Here is a 15,962-nt window from a genome sequence, read left to right as displayed (position 1 = left end):
CCCACCCCCCCCCCCCCCGCCCCCCCGCCGCGCGCGCAACAAACAACCCGGCCGGCCCGCCCCCCCCCCCCCCCCCCCCCCCCCGGGGGGGCGCCCCGCCCCCCCCCCCCCCCCCCCCCCCGGGCTTGGTCAGAGGCGCAGGCGCTCCACGGACTGGCCGGTGGTGCGGGTGATGAGATCGACGTCGTTGTCGGCGTGGAGGACCGTGAGGTCGGCCTCCTCCGCGACCGCTGCGACGAGCAGGTCCGGGACCGACGGCGCCCGGTGGCGGCCCTCGCGCAGCACGATGCGCTGGATCTCCAGCGCCCGTGCCTCCGTACGCGGCGTGAGGGTCGCGAGCGGCATGTGGATGATCGGCACGTCCTCGACGAGGTCGGACCACTCCCGCTCGGAGCGGGCCAGGTGGCCGATCTCGAGCAGTGTCGTGGTGGTGATGCGTACTTGTCCCAGCTCGATCAGGCGGGACCACTTCTCAGCGTCGGGGCTGGTGGACATCCGGGCGAGCGCCGAGCGGTGCATCAGCCAGGGTCGAGCTACGACCATGCGTCACGCATCAGACCCCGGTCGGCGAGCGGGGCGAACTTCGCGAAGTCGCCGCCGGCCACGGGTCGCGCCGGTGGCAGCGGACGCAGTGCGTCGGGCGTGAACCATCGGCGGAGATACTCGTTGCGGGTGAGCCCGAGCCGCGTCGCCTCGGTGTCGATGCGCGTGAGCTCGTCATCCGAGAGACCTCGGATCAGTACGTCGGACATGTCTGTCCACCTCCTGAACGGGAGATGGTAGCCGAGTGCAGGCCGTCGCGGTGGGATCAGGGCCGGGTCGCGCGGTGGACCCAGGTGGACTCGACCTCCATGCCGACGTGCAGGTAGAGGTCCAGGGCGCCGGTGCGGGAGTCGGTCGACAGGGTCGCGCGCGTCGCTCCGTGGGCGCGGGCAGTGCCGAACGCGTCGGCGAGGAGCGCCTGGGCCAGGCCACGGTTGCGCTGGCCCTTGCGGGTGGCCAGCCTGCTGACGTACCCCTCCCGGCCGTCCTCGGTCATCACCAGCACCGCCGCGGCGACCACGGCGCCCTCAGGGCCGGTGACCACGCGGATGTTCCACGGCTCGGCTCCGGGTCGCTCGATGGTCGTGGCGACCCAGTCCGCGTAGGGCTCCCGCTCGCGCTCGGACCATTCCAGGAAGGCGTCCTCGATCACGGTCCACACCTGCTCGTGGTCCTGCGGTGTGGCCGCCCTGATGGCGTACGCCTCGGGCAGTTCTCGCACCGGGATCGCCGCGTCCTGCGGCAAAGCCAGCACCCAGGACTCCCAGCGCGGGAACCAGTCCAGGGACGCCAGCAGCCGGTCGCCGGGCGAGCCCTGGGGGACCGGCATGCCGATGACCGGCTCCCCGAGCTCACCGGCCTTCGTGGCGATCCAGCCCGCCAGGGCGGTGCCGAGGCCGCGGCCCCAGTGGTCCGGATGCACCGCTGCATCGGCTCGGGAGCCACCGGAGCACTCCGCGTAGCCGACCAGGTCGCCGGCGGTGTCGACGACACCGATCGTGCTGGCGGAGATGTCGAAGGACGGCCGCTGCCACTCCGAGACGATGTCGGCCAGCTCGATGACGACCTCGCCGACGGTGGCCAGCTCGTCGGCCGCCATCACCCGGGTGACGGCGGCAGCATCGGCCAGCGCCAACGGCCGCTCGGTGTAGCCGGTGGGAAGGATCATGGCGGTGGTCATGAGGCCCACGGTCCCACCTGCTCACCCCGGGTCGCCACGGGTTATCGGGCCCGCGGCGTACGGTAGGCGATAGCAGCCGTCCTTCGCGCCGGCTCGGAGGCGCCTCCCCATCAGGAGCAACGATGTTCCGGATCCGTATCGCCCTGCTCGCCGCGGCACTGGTCGCGGCCCTCGTCCCAGCCACGGCCGACGCGCACACGGTCTTCCCGAAGAGATTCGACCTCCCGCCCGGCTTCCAGCCCGAGGGCATCGCGATCGGAGGCGGGCCGACGGCCTGGTTCGGGTCGCGCGTGGACGGCGACATCTACCGCGTCGACCTGCGCACCGGCCGCGGCAAGGTGGTCTCCCAAGGCCCCGGCACCGCCACCGTCGGCGTCAAGGTCGATCGCCATGGTCGCCTCTTCGCCGCCGGCGGCCCCAGCGGCACCGCCAGGGTGATCGACACCCGCACCGGCCGTCTTCTCGCCGACCACCAGCTCACCACGGCGACCAGCTTCGTCAACGACGTCGTCCTCACTCGTCACAACGCGTGGTTCACCGACTCCCAGCAGGCCCAGCTCTACGCCGTGCCGCTGCGCGGAGGCCCGGTCCGCACCCTCCCGCTCACCGGGGACTGGGAGCAGGTGGCGGGCTTCAACGCCAACGGCATCACCGCCACTCCGGACGGCCGCGGCCTGCTGGTGGTCAACTCGACCACGGGCCTCCTCCACCGTGTCGACCCGCGCACCGGCGCGACGACCGTCGTCGACCTCGGTGGGGCCAGCCTCACCAACGGCGACGGCATGCTGCTGCTCGGCAGGACGTTGTACGTCGTCCGCAACCGCGACAACGAGATCGCCGTCATCCACCTGGACAAGTCCGGCTCCCGCGGCGTCCAGGTCGACACCCTGACGAGCGACGACTTCGACGTGCCGACGACCGTCGCCGCCTACCGCGACCGGCTCTACCTGCCCAACGCCCGGTTCACCACCCCGCCGGAGCCCGACACGCCCTACTGGGTCACCGCCGTTCGCCGCTGAACCGACGGCACGAACGAGCACGAGAAAGCCGCCCTCGGTCAGGGGCCGAGGGCGGCTCATCGGGTGCGGGCTCAGAGTGCAGTCGTACGTCCCACCAGGTGCAGCGTGTCCGAGCCGCGCTTGTGGAGCGAGAAGTCGTAGCCGTCCAGGTGCTTGAGCGACCCGAACGCGACCGAGGAGGGCAGGAAGACCGGCTTCTTGAACGCCACGTCGACGCGTACGGAATCGGGCAGCCGGTTCTCCAGCGCCGCGATGCAGCGGGCCTTGGTCCACATCCCGTGCGCGATCTGCCGCTTGAAGCCGAGCGCCTTCGCGGTCAGCGGGTAGAGGTGGATCGGGTTGTAGTCGCCGGCGACCTTCGCGTAGCGCCGGCCCAGGTCGGCCCTGAGCGGGAAGACCGGCCCGGACGGGTCGACCTCGATCAGATCTCGGCCCGGAGTTGGACCCAGCCACGACACGTCGGGGTTGCGCTTCCCGCGGACGAGGTACGTCGAGGTGGACTCCCACACGACCTCACCCTCGACGGTCGCGACTGTCAGGAACCGGTACGCCTTGCCGACCGGGTGCGGCTCGGGCTGCCCCACGGTGGCGGTCACCGAGACCGCCTCGCCGACCGAGATCGGGCGGTAGCCGCTGATCGAGTTCTCGATGTGGACCATCCCCATCGCGGGCGAGGGGAAGTCGGGCGAGGACATCAGCGCCATGTGCAGCGGGAAGGCCAGCATGTGCGGGTAGGGGAGCGGCACGGTGTCCTTGATCGGGAAGCCGCACAGCTCGGCGTAGGCGTCGACCGCGCTCCGCTCGAGGACGACCGGTTCGCGGGTGAGGCTGAGCTCCTCGTAGGCGACTCCGGTCTTCTTGACCCCCGGGAGCGCGTTGATGCCCGGGATGGCGGGCAGCGCCGCCCGGACGAGCAGGCCGGGACCGGACCTACCGGTGAAGCTGGGCTCGATCTTGGGGGCGCTCATCAGGCCCCCAGCATCATCTGGCCGCACACCCGCACGACGTTGCCGTTGACGCCGGTCGATGCCGGCGAGGCGTACCAGGCGATGGTCTCGGCGACGTCGACCGGCAGGCCACCCTGGGCCATCGCGTTGAGCCGCTGGCCGACCTCGCGCGTCGCGAACGGGACCGCCGCGGTCATCTGGGTGATGATGAAGCCCGGCGCGACCGCGTTGATCGTGATGCCGTCGGGAAGCTCCTCGGCCAGCGAGTCGACGAAGCCGATGACGGCGGCCTTCGAGGCGCCGTAGGAGGTCTGGCCGAGGTTGCCGGCGATGCCGGCGATCGAGGAGACTCCGATGATGCGGCCGTTGGGGCGGACCAGCTTCTGCTCGAGCAGCTCGGCGGTGATCCGTTCCGGGGCGGTGATGTTGATGTCGAGGACCTTGCCGAAGCGGTCGGGCTTCTGGTTGGCCAGCTTCTTGTCGAGGGTGACGCCGGCGTTGTGGACGACGATGTCGATGCCGCCGAACTTCTCCTGGAGGTATTCCGCGATCTTGGCGGGCGCGTCCTCGGCGGTGATGTCGGCGGTGATGTAGTCGGGGGTGACCTTCTTCAGGTCGTCCTCGGCCGGCGGGATGTCCAGGCCGACGACGGTCGCACCGTCGCGCTGCAGCACCTTGGCGATCTCCTCGCCGATGCCGCGCGCGGCGCCGGTGACGAGGGCGACCTTGCCGGTCAGCGGCTTCTTCGGGTCGACCTGCTCGGCGGCGGGGGAGGCGTTCTTGGTGCCGATCCGCACGACCTGGCCGGAGACGTAGGCGCTCTTGGGGGAGAGCAGGAAGGCGAGGGTGGAGAGCAGCGAACCCTCGAAGCCCTCGGCGACGTAGACGAGCTGGACGGTGCCGCCCTTGCCGATCTCCTTGCCGAGGCTGCGGGTGAAGCCCTCCAGCGCGCGCTGGGCGACCCGCTCGCCACCCTTGAGCTGCTCGGGCGGGGTGCCGATGACGACCACGCGCGGGTTGTTCTCCAGGCTGCGCAGCACCGGGGTGAAGAACTCCTGGAGCGCGACCAGGTCGGCGGTCGAGGTCAGGCCGGTGGCGTCGAAGACGAGTCCCTTGAGCTTGGTGCCCGGGGTCGCGGCGTCGGTCGAGGTGATGTCCAGCTCGCCCAGGAGCCCGCTCAGCGACTCGGCCAGACGACCACGTCCGCCGACGAGGACGGTGCCCTTCACGAGGGGGGCACCGGCTGCGTACCGCTCGAGCTTGGCGGGGCTCGGCAGCCCGAGGTTCTTGACGAGGACCTTGCCGATCGCTGACTGGGTGAAGCTCTGGTACTTGTCGCTCATGGTCTCTCTGATCCTTCTGAACGTGGTCTCTGAGGCGTACGTTGGTATGTTACCGGCCAGTTGTAACTACATGTGTAACTCGGTGTCCACTTTTCGTGATCTCCCTGACATACCCTTCTCCAAAGCGCTTCATCAGACAAGGATGAACTCATGACCACCACCCGTCGTGTCGCCATCGTGGGCGGCAACCGCATTCCTTTCGCCCGTTCCAACGGCGCGTATGCGACCGCGTCCAACCAGGAGATGTTCACCGCCGTCCTCGACGGTCTCGCCGCGCGCTTCGGCCTCGAGGGTGAGCGCATCGGTGAGGTCGCCTCCGGTGCGGTGCTCAAGCACTCGCGCGACTTCAACCTGACCCGCGAGTCCGTGCTCGGCTCGAAGCTGGCCCCCGAGACGGCCGCCGTCGACCTGCAGCAGGCCTGCGGCACCGGCCTCCAGGCGGCGACCTACATCGCCAACAAGATCGCGCTCGGCCAGCTCGACTCCGGTATCGCCGGCGGCACCGACACCACCTCCGACGCGCCGATCGCGCTGGGCGAGAAGCTCCGCAAGGTCCTGCTCGAGGCCAACCGGGCCAAGACCAACATCGACCGCGTCAAGGCCTTCGCCAAGCTCCGCCCCGCCGACGTCATCCCCAACATCCCGGCCAACGTCGAGCCGCGCACCAAGCTCTCCATGGGGGAGCACGCCGCGCTGACCGCGCAGGAGTGGGGCATCACTCGCGAGGCCCAGGACGAGCTGGCCGCCGCGTCGCACCAGAAGCTGGGCGCTGCGTACGAGGCCGGCTGGTTCGAGGACCAGATCACCCCGTTTCGCGGCCTGGAGAAGGACAACAACCTCCGCCCGGGCTCGACCGTGGAGAAGCTCTCGACCCTCAAGCCCGTCTTCGGGGTCAAGGGCGAGAACCCGACCATGACGGCCGGCAACTCCACGCCGCTGACCGACGGCGCCTCGGCCGTGCTCTTCGCGAGCGAGGAGTGGGCCGCCGCCAAGAACCTGCCGGTCCTGGCCTACTTCGTCGACGCCGAGGTCGCCGCGGTCGACTACATCGCCGGTGGCGAGGGCCTGCTGATGGCTCCCGCCTACGCCGTCCCGCGCCTCCTCGCCCGCAACGGCCTCACCTTCGACGACTTCGACTTCTTCGAGATCCACGAGGCCTTCGCCTCCCAGGTCCTCTCGACCCTGGCCGCCTGGGAGTCCCCGGACTTCTGCAAGGACAAGCTCGGCCTCGACGCCCCGCTCGGCTCGATCCCGCGCGAGAAGCTGAACGTCAAGGGCTCCAGCCTCGCCGCCGGCCACCCCTTCGCCGCCACCGGCGGCCGGATCATCAACAACCTCGCCAAGCTGCTCGACGAGAAGGGCTCCGGCCGCGGCCTGATCTCGGTCTGCGCCGCCGGCGGCCAGGGCGTCGTCGCGATCCTGGAGAAGTAGCCGAAGCGTCACCCGCGTCGGCCGAGGCGTCGCTCCCGTCGGCCGAGTCGTCACTCCGGGGGGGGGGGGGGGGGGGGGGGGGGGGGGGGGGGGCGGCGGGGGGGGGGGGGGGGGGGGGCGGGCCCGGGGGGGGGGGGCCCCCCCCCCCCCCCCCCCCCCCCACAACTACATTCTCGCCCAGTTCTGACGTCTCGGCCGACGGAACTGACGTCTCGGCCGACGTACGTGACGGCTCGGGGTTATTTGGCGGTGAGGGCCAGGGCGGAGGTGACGAGGAAGTCGCGGACCTGGTCGGGGGAGACGGAGCCGACGGTGGGTACGCCGGGGGCGGACTCGGAGACCAGGATGCCGACGCGGGCGAGCTGGAGGGCGCCGAGGCCGGAGGCGTAGAGGGTGTTGGCGAGGAGGTTGGCGTCCTTGACGTGGAGCTCGCCGGAGGCGGCGCCGTCCTCGAAGACGGTGGTGAGGATGGTGAGGCAGCCGTTCATCGCCCGGCCGAGGCGGAACAGGGCGCTCTCGGAGAGCTCGTCGAGCAGGTCGGAGCCGCTGCGGCGCATCAGCGTCTGGGCACAGTCGACGAAGGCGGGGTGCTCGATGCCGTAGTCGACGAAGGTGCCGACGACGTCGCGGACCACGTCGGTGGGTGCGCTGTCGCCCTCGGTCGCGGTCAGCATCCGCTCGCGGAGCTCGTCGAGGTAGCCGACGAGGGTGAGTGCGAAGATCTCGTCCTTGCCGGTGAAGTGCCGGTAGACGATCGCGCGGTTGATCCCGACAGCCTTGGCGATGTCCTCGATCTGGGCGTCGCTGACGCAGCGCTCGTCGAAGATCTTGCGGGTGGCGGCGACGATGTCTGCCTCGCGGGCGCGGCGCCGGGCCGCGGCGGCCGAGCGGCGGCCGTCGGACTCGGGTCCGGATGGTCGAGTGCTCACAGGCACACTGTACGCGGTGTGCAACTCGGAGTTGCACTCCGAGTGTCGGTCCTCACATCTGCCTAGTGGAGCAAGGCCCTCCGGGCACCCGCGATGTCGTCGGTGGTGACGTAGTCGACCCCCGCCACCGCGGCGCGGAGCACCGATGCGGTGCCGACCGCCGGCCAGGTGCCGACCTCGGCTCCCTGGCGACGGTAATGGTCCACGAGGGCGGCATCGAGCAGCCGAGTGTGGAGGTGCACCTGGGCGAAGCCGCGGCCGTAGGCGTCGGCGGGGTCGGGCTCGTCCTTGACGGCGACCCTCTCCATCCCGGTCCTCTCGACACCGGGGAAGTCGAAGTGGCCGGCCTCGAAGCTCATGAAGATCGCCTTGTCGCGATGGTCCTTCCGTGAGACCCAGCCGGGACGCAGCGAGACGACCTTGCGGTAGAGCGCACGCATCTCGGCGGCGCTCTCACCCTTGAGTTCGACCACGAGGCGTACCTGGTGCCCCTCGAGCCTCTCGGCCGCTTCGATGGCGTCGAAGGTCTCCTCGATCGTCGGCACCCGGACACCCCGGAACTGCGGGCCCATCCACGAGCCCGCGTCGAGCGACTGCACCTCGGTGAGGGTGAACGCCCGTGGACTCGCCGTCCGGCGCTCGGGGAAGCGGGCCTCGACATCGGTCGTACGCCGGAAGTCGCCGTCGTGCAGCAGCACCCACTCGCCGTCGGCCGTGGGCTGGAAGTCCATCTCGATGAAGTCGGCCCGCTGCCGCACCGCGCTGCGGAACGCGTCCAGGGTGTTCTCCGGATAGTTGAGCGAGTCGCCGCGCCAGGCCATCACCCCGACCGGCCTGCTTCCGAGTGCGTACACGGCCGCCGAGGGGCCCACGAACGCCGGCGCGCCGCGATGTGCCCGGGCGATCGTCCGGAACCGGGTCTTCGTGACGGCCCGGGTCCGGAAGACGTACGTCGCATGGCCGGTCGCGTCGGTGGTGAGGTCGGCGACCTTGCGCCAGCCGCTGCCGACCTCGCGCTGGAGGGTGAGCACCCGGCCGGGGCGAGCCGGCGCGGCGAAGAGGGTGAGCCGCACCGCGCTCCCGGCACGCACCGACCGCGCCACGCTGGTGGTGACGGCCTGCGGCTGCCCGAAGAGCGTACGCGGCGCCGTGACCCGCTCACGCCAGCCGCGGCCCTCGCGCTTGATGCCGTAGGCGAGGACGCGCCATCGCGTCCGTACCGACGACGGCTGGGTCACCGAGAACGCGTACTCGCCCGACCTCGCGACGGTCTGCTTCTGGACGACCTTCCAGGCGCCCTGGTGATAGCTCTGCAGGCGCACCACCCGTTCCACGCTCGCGCCCATCGAGCCGCTCAGCGTGAAGGCCTCGTGCGGGATCGGCCGGGCGACGCTCGAGACCGGGGCCGCAACGTCGATGGGCCCGGCAGGGGAGTCAGGAGCGGGAGCGGAGGCGGCCAGGCCGAGAACCATCACCAGCGCCGCGAGCGGCGTGGCGAACCGGGCGTATGGGGGCATGCGCAGTGAGGTTAGGGGATGGCTCGATCGCGGCTTTGACCGGTATCCCGATAGTGTTAATCAAGAAAGCCTTGAACCGTCGCGATCGTGTCCGCCTCCGCCGCGGTCTTGTCGTCGCGGTAGCGCACCACGCGGGCGAAACGCAGCGCGACGCCGCCCGGGTAGCGGGTCGAGCGCTGCACGCCGTCGAAGGCGATCTCGACCACCTGCTCGGGTCTGACCTCGACCACCCAGTCGCTGTGCGGGTCCGCGAGCGCGAGCTCGGAGAACCGCTCGGTCTGCCAGGCCAGCATCTGGTCGGTCATGCCCTTGAACGTCTTGCCGATCATCACGAACCCGTCGGGTCCGCGAGCGCCGAGGTGGATGTTGGAGAGCCAGCCCTTGCGGCGTCCCGACCCCCACTCGACGCCGAGCACGACCAGGTCGAGGGTGTGGACCGGCTTGACCTTGATCCAGCCCGATCCGCGCCGCCCGGCCTCCCACGGGACCTCGAGGCCCTTGACCACGACGCCCTCCTGTCCGCCGGCCAGCGCGCCGGCAGCGAACGCCTCGCCCGCTGCCGGGTCGTCGGTGACCACCCGTGCGATGCGGTGCTCGGCGGGAACCACGGAGTCGAGCAGGGCGAGCCGCTCGGAGAGTGGGCTGCCCAACAGGTCGGCCCCGTCGAGATGGAGTACGTCGAAGAAGAACGGCGCCACGACGGCGGTGGCCTCTCCTCGGGTCGCCGTGCGGGAGGCGGTCTCCTGGAACGGCCGCGGCCGTCCGTCCGGTCCGACCAGCATGGCCTCGCCGTCGAGCACGACCGAGGACACCGGGAGGCTGCGTACGATCTCGACGACCTCGGGCAGCCGGGCGGTGATGTCGTCGAGGGTGCGGGTGGCGATCACGACCTCCTCGCCTCGCCGGTGCACCTGGATCCGGATGCCGTCCAGCTTCGTGTCGACCACCGCCGGCCCACCGATCTTCGCCAGCGCCTCCTCGACCGACCCGGCCGAGGAGGCCAGCATCGGCATCACCGGTCGGCCGACCACGAGCCCGACCTCGGCGAGTGCCTCCTCGCCGTCGAAGGCCAGTCCGGCGACCACCACGGTCGAGCCGGCCAGCATCGCGGCGCGGCGCACGGCGGGCAACGGCACCTCGGCAGCCACGGCGAGCGCCTCCTGCACCAGCGAGTCGAGCGCCCCTTGACGTACCTCTCCGGTGACGACGCCCCGCAGCCACACCTGCTCGGCCGTGGTCGCCGCGCCGAAGAGCGTCTCCGCCTCGGCTGCCCGGGCGACCTGTGAGCCCGAGCCCGCCAGGAGCGACATCCGCTCGAACGCCTCGTGCACCTCGCTCACCGTGAGCGACGCATCGGCCGCGGGCGAGGGGAGTGTGGTGAGAGAGCGCCACCCCAGCCCTGTACGCCGCTGCAGCAGCGTGCCGGCGAGATAGGCGGTCACCACCGGCAGCTCCTCGCGCGTGGCCCTGCCGAGACACTCCGCCAACGCGGCGACCTTCGCCTTCCGCGACCGGGTCGCGGCGACGGCGTTCGAGGTGGAGACGATGTCGGCGAGCAGCATGTCTCCAGTGAACCTCACGCCACCGACAACCTCACCCGACTTCCGGGCGATCTCGGTCCGGGTCGCGCCCGAGGAGACGGAGCGCGTCGCCCCACGGATCCTCGCCACGCTCGACGAGCGGCGCGGCGAAGACCGGCGTCCCGCCCGGCCGCGCGGCGATCTGCCGCGCCATGTCGAGGACGAAGCCGATGGTGGCCGCCGAGGGCCGATAGTCGCGTCCTAGGGCGGTCGAGACGTCCCAGGCGTGCACCGCGGCGTCGAGCAGCTGCATGCCCAGTGCGACCGTGACGGTCGGCCGGAAGTTGAACTCGGCGAGGTGGATCGTCGCCTCCGGGTCGGCGGCGCCGAACGCGCCTCGCACCCGCCCGGCCGACTCCTGCCATCTCCGGGCGACGTCGTCGACGGTCACCGGCACGGACGAGTACGCAGCGACCGGCGCGTCGCCGTCGGCCACCGCGGCGGCGAAGCCGAGGTTCTGGCCGACCATGTGCCCGAACAGGTCGGCGAGGTCCCATCCGGCGCACGGGGTGGGGACGGTCAGATCGCCGGCCGAGGCGGCGAGTGCGGTGGTGTCGTCGAGGGCGTGGCGATGCTCCGCGAGCAGGTCTTCGAAAGTAAGCATTCGTTGATCGTAAGCAGCGGTAGATGATATGTCGAACGATTAGGATCCTGCCGTGGATCGACCTGAGCTCGGCTTCCTGCTGTCCCGTCTGATGCGCGAGGTGATGGCCCGCGAGAAGCCCATCCTCGACTCCGCGGGGCTGGAGATGTGGGACTACGCGGTGCTGACCGCCCTGGCCGAGTCGGATGCGCCCACACAGGCCCAGCTCGCCGCGACCACGGGCCGTGACAAGACCCGCCTGATCGGCAACCTGGACCGGCTCATGGCCCAGGGCATGGTCGAGCGCCAACCGGACCCGGACGACCGTCGCAACCGGATCGTCTCCCTGACGCCCGCCGGCTCTCGGACCCTCCGGGGCTGTCGCGAGGCGATCGGGGCCATGGAGTCCGAGCTGCTGGCCGATCTCGACCCGGCCGACCGGGCCGCGTTCGAGCGCGCTCTCACGGCTCTCGCCGCGACCGAGCCGGCGACGCGACCCGTCTGATCACCAGCCAGGTCTCCCCGCGGGCTAACCTCGAGACATGAGCGCCGTGAATGCTCACCGAGGTAGCTCGGTGGCGCCCCGCCTACTTCGGGGAGTTCCGCGAAGGAAGCGACGGGTCGCCGAGGTGCCTCGGTCAACGGTGGCCGCATGAGCCAGCAGCGGACCGTGCGCCCGGGCTATACCGTGGGCCTCGCCTCCATGCTGCGCCCACTGCGGCGCGGGCTGGGCGACCCGACGTACAAGATCCTCGGCGAGGACCACTGGAGAGCCGTCCGTACGCCACAGGGCTCCGCCACGCTCAGGCTGCGCCAGCGCGACGCCGAGGTCGAGTCCGAGGCGTGGGGCGAGGGTGCGGAGTGGGCCCTGGAGCACGTGCCCGGGCTGCTGGGTGCGGGTGACCGCCCCGAGGAGTTTTGCACCGACGACCCGCTGCTCGCGGGCCTGCTGGAGCGATTCGAGACACCACGCTTCGGGCGCACCGGCCTGGTGATGGAGGCGCTGGTGCCCTCGATCATCGAGCAGAAGGTGACCAACAACGAGGCGTTCCGCGGCTTCGGCAACCTCGTCCGGCGCTTCGGTGAGGTCGCCCCCGGGCCGGGGGCCGATCACGGGCTGCGCCTGCAGCCGACACCCGAGACGCTCCGGACGATCCCCAGCTGGGACTGGCTGCGCCTGCCGGTCGATCCGGCCCGGTCCAAGGCCGTCCTCCAGGCCGCCCGGGTCGCGACCGCGGTCGAGCGGACCGCTGGTCTCCCCGGTGAGGAGGTCGAGCGGCGGCTCACCACCATCCCGGGCATCGGGGAGTGGACCGTCGCCGAGGTGCGCCAGCGGGCGCTCGGCGACCCTGACGCGGTCAGCTTCGGTGACTACCACCTCGCCAAGGACGTCGGGTGGGCGCTGACGAACCAGGCCTGGGACGACGACCGGCTCCGCGACTACCTGGAGGGCTTTCGCCCCCACCGTGCCCGTGTCGTGGCGCTGATCTATCGGGGTGCCGGGCAGCGGCCTCGGCGGGGGCCGAAGATGTCGCCTCGGACGCATCTGCCTTCTTGACTGCCTGATTTACTGCCGAGTCGGCGCATCCGCCCCCTCTCGCTCGCTTCGCTTCGCGAGGCACGGGGGCAGATCCGCCGACTCGGCAGGCCTCGGGGCAGCGTGCCGGCTACGGGCCTTCAGAGCAGGGGGCGCAGGGGAGTGAGGACCAGCTCGGTGAACTTGCGGTGGATGTCGCGGGCGGCCCACTCGTCGGCGGTCAGCTCGAGCGCGTTGGACTCGTCGCGGGAGAAGATCTCCTCCATCTGCTTGGCGACGTCGCGGTCGAAGATCTCCAGGTTGATCTCGTAGTTGCCGGTCAGCGAGAGCCGGTCGATGTTGGCGGTGCCGACGGTCGACCAGAAGCCGTCGACGGTGGCGGTCTTGGCGTGGATCATCGCGTCCTTGAACCGCAGGATCCGCACACCCGAGCCGAGCAGCTGGGAGAAGTAGCCGCGCGAGATCCAGTCGACGACGATGTGGTTGGACTTCAGCGGCAGCAGGATGCGTACGTCGACCCCGCGCCGGGCTGCCGCCTTGAGCGCGTCCACGAAGTCCTCGTCGGGGACGAAGTAGGCGGTGGTCAGGTAGATGTTGCGGGAGGCCCGGTTGATCGCCTCGAGGTACATCGACCGGATCGGGAACATCCACAGCCGGGGCACGTTGCGGTGGAACCGGAGATCGGGCTCCCACGACGGGGCGGTCTCGATGAGCAGCGGTCCCTCGGCGCCGTCGCGGTGGTTCAGCGGGTGCGGCCGCCGCCGGTTGAGGTTCCAGAAGTCGGCGAACGCGCGACGCAGGTCCCAGACGCCGGGGCCGGTGATGCGCACGTGCGTGTCACGCCACTCCGTGGCGTACGCGGTCCCGATGTTGTAGCCGCCGACGAACCCGACGGTGTCGTCGACGACCAGGATCTTGCGGTGGTCGCGGCCGTAGCGGGAGAGGTCGAAGAAGCGCCACCCCGCCGCGTAGGCGGGGTAGCGCAGGACGTGCATTCCCTCGGGGAAGCGCTTGAACCGGGAGGGGACCACGAGGTTGGCGAGCTCGTCGTAGATGCAGTAGACGTCGACGCCGCGTTCGGTCGCCGAGGCCAGCGCCTGCTTGAACCGCTGGCCGACCTCGTCGCCCTTCCAGATGTAGGTCTCGAGGAAGATCTGCTTCTTGGCGCCATCGATGGCGGCGATCATGTCCTCGTAGAGGTCGTTGCCGAACGTATAGGCGGTGACCGTGCCGTCGCCGACGCTGTTGGTCAACGGTGGCGTCACCGGGAACGGCTTGCCCCTTCGCCCGCGCTGGCCGCGGCTGCGGTAGCCGTCGACGAGGCTCATCACGACGGCGAGCGCCACCGGCACGCCGAAGACAACGAGGAGCAGGCGGCGTAGGAACCTCATGACGCCCCCCGGCGACAGTCTCATCACGGTCCCCAATCTAACCGGCCCGGCGCGGCGAGACACACCGGCGCGGACTTCTTACCCCATCGGCGGCTCCGGCGCGGGTGATCGCGCTCGGGACCAGCATGCGAGAGCCGACCTTCTCCAGTCGTGGAGCAAGGGTGGAGGATCCTGTGACCCGCGTCACCTACCGCCGGGTAAGTCGTTGAAACGAAATACCTCCCACCCTGTTCCCGGGCATGTCGCGGCGGGTCGTTGCCCTCAGAACTGAAACATGTTCTACTACAGGCTCGAAACGTGAGCCGAGTCACAAGCCCTCGCGAAAGGTCAAGGATGGCAGTGCAGTTCGCCTCGCTGGTCCGAGGTGTCGGCGGGATGGGTCTGATGACCGGAGAGGTCGTGAAGGGCACCTTCACGACCAAGTTCCAGATGAGGGAGTTCCTCGAGCAGGCTTGGTTCATCACCAGCGTCACGCTGCTGCCCGCCGTGCTGGTCTCGATCCCTTTCGGGGCGGTCATCTCGCTGCAGGTCGGCAACCTCGCCGGCCAGCTCGGGGCGCAGTCGTTCGCGGGGGCGACAGCGGTGCTCGCGGTGGTCAGGGAGGCGGCGCCGATGGCGGCCGCGCTGATCATCGCCGGTGCCGCCGGGTCGGCGATCTGCTCGGACATGGGATCGCGCAAGATCCGTGAGGAGATCGACGCGATGGAGGTGCTGGGCATCGACCCGGTGATCCGGCTGGTCATCCCACGGGTCCTCGCGTGCCTGTTCGTCTCGGTGATGATCAACGGGATCGTGATCGCGACCGGCATCGGTGGCGGCTACTTCTTCACCGTGATCGTCCAGGGCGGCTCGGCCGGTGCGTTCCTGTCGAGCTTCACCGCGCTGGCGAGCCTTCCCGACCTCTACATCTCGATGGTCAAGTCGGCCCTGTTCGGTTTCCTGGCGGCCATCATCGGCGCCTACAACGGCCTCAACGCCCAGGGTGGTCCCAGTGGCGTCGGCCGAGCGGTCAACGAGGCCGTGATCATCGCGTTCATGATGCTGTTCGTCCTCAACTCCATCATGACCGCTGTCTACTTCCAGATCGTTCCTCAGGACGGGTTGTGATCCCCCGGTGTCCAACACGCTCGCCCAGGTGGGCAACCAGATCGTCAAGGAGCAGCGCCAGGCCGTCGAAGGCTATGGCGACCAGTTGCTCTTCTACGTCAAGGCCCTGGCCTGGGCGCCACGCACCATCCGCCGCTACAAGCGGGAGGTGCTCAACATCCTCGCCGAGGTCGCCTTCGGTGCCGGTGGCCTGACGATGATCGCCGGCACCGTCGGCGTGATCGCCTTCATGGCCTTCTTCGCCGGCTCCGAGGTCGGCATCCAGGGCTACGCCAGCCTGAGCCAGATCGGGGTCGCGAAGTTCTCCGCGTTCATCTCGGCCTTCTTCAACACCCGCGAGGTCGCCCCGCTGATCTCCTCGATCGCGCTGGCCGCGACCGTCGGCTGCGGCTACACGGCCCGCCTGGGCGCGATGCGCATCAGCGAGGAGATCGACGCGCTCGAGGCGATGGGAGTGCCGAGCCTTCCCTACCTGGTGACCACCCGGATGATCGCCGGGTTCCTCGCCGTCATCCCGCTCTACATCGTCGCCCTGTGCGCCTCCTACCTCAGCCCGCGGCTGATCACGACGCTGATGTACGGGCAGTCGGGCGGGACGTACGACCACTACTTCCTGGCGTTCCTGCCGCCGATCGACATCCTCTACAGCTTCCTGAAGCTGATCATCCTCGCGGTCGCGATCATCCTGATCCACTGCTACTACGGCTACACCGCCTCCGGCGGCCCGGCCGGGGTCGGCATCGCGGTCGGCAAGGCGATCCGTACGTCCATCGTCACCGTCGTCGTCGCGGACTTCTTCCTGAGCTTCGCGATCTGGGGATCGACGACCACGGTCCGGATCACGGGGTGAGCGCC

The 15,962-nt window shown here is 70.3% G+C and carries 16 protein-coding genes; 6 read left to right on the top strand and 10 right to left on the bottom strand.

Going from position 1 to position 15,962, the window contains the following annotated elements:
* Positions 1-129: 129 nt before the first annotated feature.
* From ACIRON_RS10995 to ACIRON_RS10985, 3 genes are read right to left on the bottom strand one after another with little or no spacing between them, the layout of a single operon-like run.
* On the bottom strand, positions 130-543 hold the full coding sequence (locus tag ACIRON_RS10995; RefSeq protein WP_402992362.1) for a PIN domain-containing protein: 414 nt from the start codon (positions 541-543) through the stop codon (positions 130-132).
* On the bottom strand, positions 534-752 hold the full coding sequence (locus ACIRON_RS10990) for an antitoxin (RefSeq protein WP_402992361.1): 219 nt from the start codon (positions 750-752) through the stop codon (positions 534-536). The genes ACIRON_RS10995 and ACIRON_RS10990 overlap by 10 nt, the downstream gene beginning before the upstream one ends.
* A gap of 56 nt (positions 753-808) precedes the next feature.
* Positions 809-1,723, bottom strand: coding sequence for a GNAT family N-acetyltransferase (locus ACIRON_RS10985; RefSeq protein WP_402992360.1), 915 nt, complete (start codon positions 1,721-1,723; stop codon positions 809-811).
* Positions 1,724-1,845: 122 nt separating this feature from the next.
* Here ACIRON_RS10985 and ACIRON_RS10980 point away from each other — a divergent pair, with 122 nt between their 5' ends.
* Positions 1,846-2,742 carry a superoxide dismutase gene (locus ACIRON_RS10980; protein ID WP_402992359.1) on the top strand — a complete coding sequence of 299 codons (897 nt, stop codon included), beginning with the start codon at positions 1,846-1,848 and terminating at the stop codon, positions 2,740-2,742.
* A 71-nt stretch (positions 2,743-2,813) separates the two neighbouring features.
* Here the strand turns inward: ACIRON_RS10980 and ACIRON_RS10975 are convergent, their stop codons facing one another.
* Positions 2,814-3,710 (bottom strand): MaoC/PaaZ C-terminal domain-containing protein, encoded by an 897-nt coding sequence (locus ACIRON_RS10975; RefSeq protein WP_402992358.1) that lies wholly within the window; start codon positions 3,708-3,710, stop codon positions 2,814-2,816.
* On the bottom strand, positions 3,710-5,032 hold the full coding sequence (locus ACIRON_RS10970; RefSeq protein ID WP_402992357.1) for a 3-oxoacyl-ACP reductase: 1,323 nt from the start codon (positions 5,030-5,032) through the stop codon (positions 3,710-3,712). The genes ACIRON_RS10975 and ACIRON_RS10970 overlap by 1 nt, the downstream gene beginning before the upstream one ends.
* A 150-nt stretch (positions 5,033-5,182) precedes the next feature.
* Here ACIRON_RS10970 and ACIRON_RS10965 point away from each other — a divergent pair, with 150 nt between their 5' ends.
* Positions 5,183-6,463, top strand: coding sequence for an acetyl-CoA C-acetyltransferase (locus ACIRON_RS10965; protein WP_402992356.1), 1,281 nt, complete (start codon positions 5,183-5,185; stop codon positions 6,461-6,463).
* A 239-nt stretch (positions 6,464-6,702) separates the two neighbouring features.
* Here the strand turns inward: ACIRON_RS10965 and ACIRON_RS10960 are convergent, their stop codons facing one another.
* From ACIRON_RS10960 to ACIRON_RS10945, 4 genes are all read right to left on the bottom strand, one after another.
* Positions 6,703-7,392: a TetR/AcrR family transcriptional regulator gene (locus tag ACIRON_RS10960; protein ID WP_402992355.1), complete on the bottom strand. Its 690-nt coding sequence runs from the start codon at positions 7,390-7,392 to the stop codon at positions 6,703-6,705.
* A 62-nt stretch (positions 7,393-7,454) separates the two neighbouring features.
* On the bottom strand, positions 7,455-8,909 hold the full coding sequence (locus ACIRON_RS10955; RefSeq protein WP_402992354.1) for a glycerophosphodiester phosphodiesterase: 1,455 nt from the start codon (positions 8,907-8,909) through the stop codon (positions 7,455-7,457).
* A 56-nt stretch (positions 8,910-8,965) separates the two neighbouring features.
* Positions 8,966-10,471, bottom strand: a complete 1,506-nt coding sequence (locus tag ACIRON_RS10950; RefSeq protein WP_402992553.1) for an ATP-dependent DNA ligase — start codon at positions 10,469-10,471, stop codon at positions 8,966-8,968.
* A 31-nt stretch (positions 10,472-10,502) separates the two neighbouring features.
* A complete protein-coding gene (locus ACIRON_RS10945) occupies positions 10,503-11,093 on the bottom strand; it encodes a TIGR03086 family metal-binding protein (protein WP_402992353.1) in 591 nt (196 codons plus the stop codon).
* A gap of 52 nt (positions 11,094-11,145) precedes the next feature.
* Between ACIRON_RS10945 and ACIRON_RS10940 the strand changes: the two genes are divergently transcribed.
* Positions 11,146-11,577 carry a MarR family winged helix-turn-helix transcriptional regulator gene (locus tag ACIRON_RS10940; protein WP_402992352.1) on the top strand — a complete coding sequence of 144 codons (432 nt, stop codon included), beginning with the start codon at positions 11,146-11,148 and terminating at the stop codon, positions 11,575-11,577.
* 147 nt (positions 11,578-11,724) lie between these two features.
* On the top strand, positions 11,725-12,630 hold the full coding sequence (locus ACIRON_RS10935) for a DNA-3-methyladenine glycosylase family protein (RefSeq protein ID WP_402992351.1): 906 nt from the start codon (positions 11,725-11,727) through the stop codon (positions 12,628-12,630).
* Between the two features lie 119 nt (positions 12,631-12,749).
* On the opposite strand, the gene ACIRON_RS10930 is transcribed toward ACIRON_RS10935, so the two are convergent.
* Positions 12,750-14,000 carry a phosphatidylserine/phosphatidylglycerophosphate/cardiolipin synthase family protein gene (locus ACIRON_RS10930; protein WP_402992350.1) on the bottom strand — a complete coding sequence of 417 codons (1,251 nt, stop codon included), beginning with the start codon at positions 13,998-14,000 and terminating at the stop codon, positions 12,750-12,752.
* A gap of 375 nt (positions 14,001-14,375) precedes the next feature.
* Here ACIRON_RS10930 and ACIRON_RS10925 point away from each other — a divergent pair, with 375 nt between their 5' ends.
* Positions 14,376-15,107: an ABC transporter permease gene (locus ACIRON_RS10925; RefSeq protein WP_305367616.1), complete on the top strand. Its 732-nt coding sequence runs from the start codon at positions 14,376-14,378 to the stop codon at positions 15,105-15,107.
* Positions 15,108-15,114: 7 nt separating this feature from the next.
* On the top strand, positions 15,115-15,957 hold the full coding sequence (locus ACIRON_RS10920; RefSeq protein WP_091041523.1) for an ABC transporter permease: 843 nt from the start codon (positions 15,115-15,117) through the stop codon (positions 15,955-15,957).
* Positions 15,958-15,962 lie beyond the last annotated feature (5 nt).

This window comes from Nocardioides sp. NPDC101246, from assembly GCF_044767415.1.
Classification (GTDB): domain Bacteria; phylum Actinomycetota; class Actinomycetes; order Propionibacteriales; family Nocardioidaceae; genus Nocardioides.
The sequence above is the reverse complement of the archived record's forward strand: the minus strand, read 5'-3'. Positions and strand labels throughout refer to the sequence as shown.

Excerpts from the sequence above, each read along its gene's own strand:
- ACIRON_RS10945 (WP_402992353.1), bottom strand. The coding sequence starts at position 11,093 with ATGCTTACTTTCGAAGACCTGCTCGCGGAGCATCGCCACGCCCTCGAC.
- ACIRON_RS10935 (WP_402992351.1), top strand. The coding sequence starts at position 11,725 with ATGAGCCAGCAGCGGACCGTGCGCCCGGGCTATACCGTGGGCCTCGCC.
- ACIRON_RS10965 (WP_402992356.1), top strand. The coding sequence starts at position 5,183 with ATGACCACCACCCGTCGTGTCGCCATCGTGGGCGGCAACCGCATTCCT.
- ACIRON_RS10980 (WP_402992359.1), top strand. The coding sequence starts at position 1,846 with ATGTTCCGGATCCGTATCGCCCTGCTCGCCGCGGCACTGGTCGCGGCC.
- ACIRON_RS10970 (WP_402992357.1), bottom strand. The coding sequence starts at position 5,032 with ATGAGCGACAAGTACCAGAGCTTCACCCAGTCAGCGATCGGCAAGGTC.
- ACIRON_RS10990 (WP_402992361.1), bottom strand. The coding sequence starts at position 752 with ATGTCCGACGTACTGATCCGAGGTCTCTCGGATGACGAGCTCACGCGC.
- ACIRON_RS10995 (WP_402992362.1), bottom strand. The coding sequence starts at position 543 with ATGGTCGTAGCTCGACCCTGGCTGATGCACCGCTCGGCGCTCGCCCGG.
- ACIRON_RS10950 (WP_402992553.1), bottom strand. The coding sequence starts at position 10,471 with ATGCTGCTCGCCGACATCGTCTCCACCTCGAACGCCGTCGCCGCGACC.
- ACIRON_RS10985 (WP_402992360.1), bottom strand. The coding sequence starts at position 1,723 with ATGACCACCGCCATGATCCTTCCCACCGGCTACACCGAGCGGCCGTTG.
- ACIRON_RS10955 (WP_402992354.1), bottom strand. The coding sequence starts at position 8,909 with ATGCCCCCATACGCCCGGTTCGCCACGCCGCTCGCGGCGCTGGTGATG.
- ACIRON_RS10975 (WP_402992358.1), bottom strand. The coding sequence starts at position 3,710 with ATGAGCGCCCCCAAGATCGAGCCCAGCTTCACCGGTAGGTCCGGTCCC.
- ACIRON_RS10930 (WP_402992350.1), bottom strand. The coding sequence starts at position 14,000 with ATGAGGTTCCTACGCCGCCTGCTCCTCGTTGTCTTCGGCGTGCCGGTG.
- ACIRON_RS10925 (WP_305367616.1), top strand. The coding sequence starts at position 14,376 with ATGGGTCTGATGACCGGAGAGGTCGTGAAGGGCACCTTCACGACCAAG.